A 5,994-nucleotide genomic window follows, 5' to 3' on the forward strand; every position below is an offset into this window, starting at 1 on the left:
GTAGTTCCCCGCGCTCCTCAATGGGCGGGGTGGGGGCTTGTCGCCGTGGTTTCTGTGGGGCTGGGAAACCGAGGGTGCGGCTCCGGCGTTTACCCAGGGGTGGAAGCCCCCGGGGCGGAGACGCGGTTCTGCCTCGTGCGGAAGCGATACCGTCTTTGGAGGCGTCAACCCCGGAGGGGCTTCGTGGGGATTGAGAGCGACAAGGTCGTCTACGAGTATCTGAGCCGGGTCGGTGACCTGGCCCAGCAGCGACAGTTGCCGTCCGCGACCCGTATGCGTCTGGTGTCGGAGCTGCGGGACGAGATCGACCGGCGCAGGGCCAAGGCGCCGGTGGACAGTCCGGCCGCCGTGCGCCGCATCATCTCCCGCCTCGGCACCCCCGACGACATCGTCACCGCGGCGGGCGGCCCCGGCGACACGCCGGAGGAGCGGGCCGCCGTGCCCGTGCAGCGGGTGACCGGCGGTGACGGCACCGACGAGCGCGACGAGCGGGCCAAAGGGCTCACCGGCGGCTTCCGCAAGGTCGTGCCCCGGCCGCGTACCGCCGAACCGGCACCTCGCACGTCGCTGGAGGGCGCCGCCCCGCCGCACCTCGCCCCGCTGCACGAGCTGGGCGACGGCGACGCGCAGCCCGACTGGTGGCGTGTCGGCGGCGGAGGCTCCAACGGCGTGGACATCGGGTTCGGGATCGGGGACGCGGTGCCGGGGTTCGTCGGCGGCGTGGAGATCCCCGAGCTGCTGAAGCCGCCGCCCGCGAAGGACGAGGGCAAGAAGGCGGGAGCCGCAGCGCCGGTAGCCGTGGAGAAGGCGGCAGCCGGCGTCGACGGGGAGGCGGTGGCCGGGGACGTCCCGGCGGGCCGGCGGCGGCCTCGACTGCCCCGGCTGCGGCCGGACGGCGGGGGATGGAGCAACCCGCTGTTGCTGCTGGCCGCCGCGTTGCTGGTCGCCGGAGCGGTCATGGGGAGCCTCGTGCCGCTGGGGCTCGGCTGGCTGATCGCCTACCTGTCACGGCGGTTGACGCCCGCGGAGTCCAAGTGGGCGGTGCTGGGCGTGCCGGGAGTGGTGGCCGCCGGGGGCATCGTGTGGCTGTGGGGGCGCAGCGACGGAAGGTGGGGGGAGCCCATCGTCCGCGGCGAGATGAACGTCGCGCTCGCGGAGACCTGGCCGTGGGTGCTGCGTATCGCGGCCATCTCCTCCGCGCTGTATCTGCTGTGGCGCTCCCAACGGCCCCGCGGAGCCCAGTAGCTCGGGGGCGCGCCGTTGGTTCGGCGGGTGCGGGTGCGTCGTGGTTGTTCGCGCAGTTCCCCGCGCCCCTGAAGGCTTGGGCCTGCGGCCCGGCCTTCATCGCCACCCGCATCCGCCAACGAACCTCACCCACCCCCACAATGGGCGACATGGCTTCCCTCACCGTCGGATTCGACCTGGACATGACCCTGATCGACTCCCGCCCCGGCATCCACGCCTGCTACACCGCGCTGGCCGCGCGGACCGGGACGTACATCGACGCGGATCTGGCGATCACGCGGCTGGGCCCGCCGCTGGTGGAGGAACTGGCGTACTGGTTCCCCGCGGAGGACATCCCCGCGATGGCGACGCTCTACCGGGAGATCTACCTGGAGAAGGGGATCACCGCGGCGCCCGCGATGCCGGGCGCGCGGGAGGCGATCGCCGCGGTGCGGGAGGCCGGCGGGCGGTCCATCGTCGTCACCGCGAAGTACGAGCCGAACGCCAAGCTGCACATCGAGCACCTCGGCATGGAACCGGACGCCGTCATCGGCGACCTGTGGGCGGAGGCCAAGGCGGGCGCGCTGCGCGAGCACGGCGCGAGCGTGTACGTCGGCGACCACGTCGGGGACGTCCGTGGCGCGCGTACCGCCGACGCGTACTCCGTCGCCGTGGCCACCGGACCGTGCGACGAGCGGGAGCTGCGCGAGGCGGGCGCGGACGTCGTCCTCACGGACCTGACGGCCTTCCCCGAGTGGCTGGCGGCCCACATCCGCCGGGAAGCGTGAGCCCGATCAGCCCGATCAGCCCGATCAGCCCGATCAGCCCGATCAGTCCGAGCAGTTCGATCAGTCCGAGCAGTTCGATCAGCCTGTCTTCGAGCGTGCCTTCCTGCGGCCCGCCGCCACCGACTGCAGGACGCCCGCGCCCGCGATGAGAAAACCGACGCCCATGAGCATGCTCAAACCGAACATGTAGGTGGGAAATGGGGTCGTGTCGAGGAACAGCGGGGCGACGGTGACCAGTGTGGCCACGGCGCCGACGAAGAACACGATGACGCCGGCACGGATCAGCCGGTCACCGGGTTCGGCGGAATTCGGTTGGGTTTTGTCACGCACCGGACCAGGGTAGTTCCCAGCGCGAGGGAACAGTCGGGGGACGTCTTGTCACCCGCCTCCAGACCATTAGCCTGGGTACCGGCGGGTCCCGGCGGCCCGCTGTAGTGCTATCCAGAGCAGTTTCCGCACACCGAGAACACTTTTCAGACGCAGTTTCCGACGAGTACGAGGACGAGGACAGACGTGCCTACCGGCAAGGTCAAATGGTTCAACAGCGAGAAGGGCTTCGGCTTTCTCTCCCGTGACGACGGCGGTGACGTCTTCGTCCACTCCTCCGTACTGCCGACCGGTGTGGACAGCCTGAAGCCGGGCCAGCGCGTCGAGTTCGGCGTCGTCGCCGGTCAGCGCGGCGACCAGGCGCTGTCCGTGACGATCCTGGAGCCGGCACCCTCGGTCGCCGCCGCCCAGCGCAAGAAGCCGGACGAACTGGCCTCGATCGTGCAGGACCTGACGACCCTTCTGGAGAACATCACACCGATGCTGGAGCGGGGCCGCTACCCCGAGCGCACGGCCGGCAAGAAGATCGCCGGCCTGCTGCGCGCGGTGGCCGACCAGTTGGACGTGTAGTCCCCCGAGTCGTGGTCCCCCGAGTCGTGGTCGCCCGAGCCGGGGTCCCCCGCGGGGCGGTCAGGGGAAGTCGAGTGCGTGCGGGCCGAGGGGCGGTACCAGTCCCTCGGCCGCCGCGCGGGTGAGCAGACCGCGGATCGCCGCGTAGCCGTCCTCGCCCAGGTCCGCCGTGAACTCGTTGACGTACAGGCCGATGTGCTGGTCGGCGACGGCGGGGTCCATCTCCTGCGCGTGTTCCAGGACGTACGGGCGGGATGTTTCCGGGTCTTCCCAGGCGGCGCGGACGGACGCGCGGACCGTGTCCGCGAGGCCGCGCAGCGTCTCCTCGCCCAGCGAGCGCTTCGCGATGATCGCGCCGAGGGGGATCGGCAGGCCCGTCGTCGACTCCCAGTGCTCACCCATGTCGGCGAGCTTGTGCAGCCCGTAGTTCCGGTAGGTGAAGCGGGCCTCGTGGATGACGAGCCCCGCGTCGACCTTCCCGTCCCGCACGGCGGGCATGATCTCGTGGAACGGCATGACGACGATCTTGCCGACCCCGCCGGGCAGTGTGTCCGCTGCCCAGAGACGGAACAGCAGATACGCCGTCGAGCGCTCGCTCGGCACGGCCACCGTTCGCCCGGTCAGTCCCCCACCGCCGAAAGCGTGGGAGGTGCCCCCAGCGCCCGGCTCCCGCGTCAGCACCAGCGGACCGCAGCCCCGGCCCAGCGCGCCGCCGCACGGCAGCAGCGCGTACTCGTCGAGGACGTACGGGAGGACCGCGTACGACACCTTCAGTACGTCCAGGTCGTCGCCGCGCTCGGCCATGCCGTTGGTGATGTCGATGTCCGCGAACGTCACGTCCAGCGGGGGCGCGCCCGGAATCCGGCCGTGGGCCCACGCGTCGAAGACGAATGTGTCGTTGGGGCAGGGCGAGTAGGCGATCCGTACGGTGTCGGCCGCCCGCTCAGCGCTCATGCCGCTCGTGCTGTTCCTGTGGCTCATCCGGCTCATGTCGGTCCCAACTCTCCAGTACGGGCGTCAGCTTCCCGAAGGCCCCGGTGAGGGCGGTCAGCGCGTCGCCGATGCGCCAGGCCGCGCGGTCGCGGGGGCCGACGGGGTTGGAGACGGCGCGCAGTTCCAGTACGGGCGTCGTGTGCGCGGCGGCCGCCTCGGCGACCCCGAAGCCCTCCATCGCCTCCGCCAGCGCGTCCGGGTGCCGGGTCCGCAGCTCCGCGGCGCGCTCGGCGCTGCCGGTGACCGTGGAGACGGTGAGCACCGTGCCGGAACGGGCCCCGGTCGCCGCGGCGAGCAGGTCCACGAGCGCCTTCGGCGGGTGATGGGTGACGGTGCCGAACCCGAGGTCGGTGACCGGCACGAAGCCGGCCGGGGTCTCGGCGCCCAGGTCCGCCGCCGTGATCGCCTCGGCCAGCACCAGCGACCCGAGCGGCGCCCCCGGCTGGAAACCGCCCGCGATCCCCGCCGACACCACCAGGTCGTACGGCGCCCCGCCGAGCACCCCGGCGGTCAGCGCGGCGGCCGTGGAGGCGGCGGCGAGCGCGGGCCCCACACCGGCGGCCAGGAGGTCGTACACGGTCCCGGAGACGGTGTGGCGGTGCAGGGACGCCGTCGGGAGGGGCACCTCCGTGCACGGGCCCGGGAACGCGCGTGCCACCGCGTCCCGCTCGGCGGGGACCGCGGTGGCTACGAGGATGCGCATGGGCGGCGTACGCGGATCAGGCGTCCGGGTTCTCGAACTTGAAGTTCCAGACGCCCTTGTACTGCGTGGAGCCCTTCTTCTGCTCCACGACGCTGACCGTCAGCGACTTCTGGGCGGTCTGACCGGGCTGCGTGGCGAACAGGTCGGCGTTCTGGAAGGCCCAGTACGTCTTCTTGAAGGTGTCGGTGGCGGGCTCCCCGTTGATCCACAGGGCCCAGCCGGTCTCCGCGATCTCCGGGTCGACACCGATGCGCAGGGTCTCGCCCTGGGGCACGTCGATCGACTTCGACGGCTTCTCCCTGGCGCACTTCGCGGCCTGCTCGGCGCTGAGGGTCTCGTAGCACTCGGCCTCGGTGCTGACCGACTCGGTGCCGAACGTGACGGTGGCCATCGGCGTCGGCTTGTCGCAGGCAGACAGCACGAGGAGTCCGGCGGAAACAGCGCCGAGAGTGGCTGCGGCGCGACGGGAACGCTGGGAGGTCATGGGCGAAGGCTATCTGGCATGTCCAGGGGTGCCCCTACGTGGGGTACGGCGTGCCGGGCCGGACGGCGTCACGGCGGTCCCGTTCCGCCCCGGTCACGCCACCTTCGCCCGGGGCGCGCCACCGTGCCGGGCCGAGGAGAGCAGGCCCCGGACCGTGGTCAGCCAGCCGAGGGCGACGATCCCGGCGGCCACGGCCATGCCGAGCGTGCCGACCAGGGGCAGGGCGATACCGATGCCGCCGCCGACCACCCACGACATCTGCAGGAGCGTCTCCGAGCGGGCGAAGGCGGAGGTCCGGACGGCCTCGGGGACGTCCCGCTGGATCAGCGCGTCCAGGGCCAGCTTCGACAGGGCCTGCGACAGACCGGCGAACGCGGCCAGACAGGCGACGAAGAAAGCGCTGAAGAACACGACCGCCAGTACCGCGACCACCAACTCCACGGCCACGACGGTCACGATGATCAGCTCCGGCGCCCGCGACTTCAGCCACGCCCCCACGGCGGTGCCGAGCGCGTTGCCCGTACCGGCCGCGACGGCCACCATGCCGAGCGAGACGGCCGCGCTCTGCCCGTGGAGCGGATGCTCACGCAGCAGGAACGCCAGGAAGAAGATCAGGAAGCCGGACAGGCAGCGCAGCGACGCGTTGGCGGCGAGGGCGTGGGTGACGGCCGGGCCGACCGTCCGCAGGTTCGGCCGCTTCAGCGTCTTCGCGCGGTGCGGGCCGTGCAGATGCTCCGGGTCCGCGGCGAGCAGCGCGATGTCCTCGCCCTTCGCGGAGTCGACCTTGGGCGGCAGCGTGAACGACAGGAACGTGCCCACGAGGAAGATCGCGCACGCCCCGTACAGCGGGAAACGGGGGCCGAGGGCCTGGAGCGCGGCCCCGATCGGGGCGGCGACACCGGTGG

The 5,994-nt window shown here is 72.0% G+C and carries 8 protein-coding genes; 3 read left to right on the top strand and 5 right to left on the bottom strand.

The genetic code is table 11. The annotated features are described in order from the left end of the window. Positions 1-183 precede the first annotated feature (183 nt). Both AOK15_RS32920 and AOK15_RS32925 read left to right on the top strand, forming a co-directional pair. A complete protein-coding gene (locus AOK15_RS32920; protein WP_055521978.1) occupies positions 184-1,245 on the top strand; it encodes a hypothetical protein in 1,062 nt (353 codons plus the stop codon). A 140-nt stretch (positions 1,246-1,385) separates the two neighbouring features. Then, on the top strand, positions 1,386-2,012 hold the full coding sequence (locus AOK15_RS32925; protein WP_055521979.1) for an HAD family hydrolase: 627 nt from the start codon (positions 1,386-1,388) through the stop codon (positions 2,010-2,012). Between the two features lie 78 nt (positions 2,013-2,090). Here AOK15_RS32925 and AOK15_RS32930 read toward each other — a convergent pair whose 3' ends face one another. After that, complete coding sequence (locus AOK15_RS32930; protein WP_055521980.1) at positions 2,091-2,342, bottom strand: hypothetical protein; 252 nt, start codon at positions 2,340-2,342, stop codon at positions 2,091-2,093. A 183-nt stretch (positions 2,343-2,525) separates the two neighbouring features. Between AOK15_RS32930 and AOK15_RS48410 the strand changes: the two genes are divergently transcribed. Further along, complete coding sequence (locus tag AOK15_RS48410; RefSeq protein ID WP_055521981.1) at positions 2,526-2,909, top strand: cold-shock protein; 384 nt, start codon at positions 2,526-2,528, stop codon at positions 2,907-2,909. 60 nt (positions 2,910-2,969) lie between these two features. Here the strand turns inward: AOK15_RS48410 and AOK15_RS32940 are convergent, their stop codons facing one another. The 4 genes from AOK15_RS32940 to AOK15_RS32955 form a co-directional block, all read right to left on the bottom strand. After that, the gene (locus AOK15_RS32940) at positions 2,970-3,863 is read right to left on the bottom strand and encodes a 1,4-dihydroxy-6-naphtoate synthase (protein ID WP_079058846.1); all 894 of its coding nucleotides are present in this window, start codon (positions 3,861-3,863) and stop codon (positions 2,970-2,972) included. Next, the gene (locus AOK15_RS32945) at positions 3,853-4,605 is read right to left on the bottom strand and encodes a futalosine hydrolase (RefSeq protein ID WP_055521982.1); all 753 of its coding nucleotides are present in this window, start codon (positions 4,603-4,605) and stop codon (positions 3,853-3,855) included. The genes AOK15_RS32940 and AOK15_RS32945 overlap by 11 nt, the downstream gene beginning before the upstream one ends. 16 nt (positions 4,606-4,621) lie before the next feature. Next, positions 4,622-5,089, bottom strand: coding sequence for a hypothetical protein (locus tag AOK15_RS32950; protein ID WP_055521983.1), 468 nt, complete (start codon positions 5,087-5,089; stop codon positions 4,622-4,624). 93 nt (positions 5,090-5,182) lie between these two features. Then, on the bottom strand, positions 5,183-5,994 hold an 812-nt coding region (locus AOK15_RS32955), incomplete at its 5' end, for an MFS transporter (RefSeq protein WP_167738887.1).

It is taken from the genome of Streptomyces ossamyceticus (genome assembly GCF_001418475.1).
GTDB classification, from domain to species: domain Bacteria; phylum Actinomycetota; class Actinomycetes; order Streptomycetales; family Streptomycetaceae; genus Streptomyces; species Streptomyces ossamyceticus.

Excerpts from the sequence above, each read along its gene's own strand:
- AOK15_RS32925 (WP_055521979.1), top strand. The coding sequence starts at position 1,386 with ATGGGCGACATGGCTTCCCTCACCGTCGGATTCGACCTGGACATGACC.
- AOK15_RS32940 (WP_079058846.1), bottom strand. The coding sequence starts at position 3,863 with ATGAGCGCTGAGCGGGCGGCCGACACCGTACGGATCGCCTACTCGCCC.
- AOK15_RS32945 (WP_055521982.1), bottom strand. The coding sequence starts at position 4,605 with ATGCGCATCCTCGTAGCCACCGCGGTCCCCGCCGAGCGGGACGCGGTG.
- AOK15_RS32950 (WP_055521983.1), bottom strand. The coding sequence starts at position 5,089 with ATGACCTCCCAGCGTTCCCGTCGCGCCGCAGCCACTCTCGGCGCTGTT.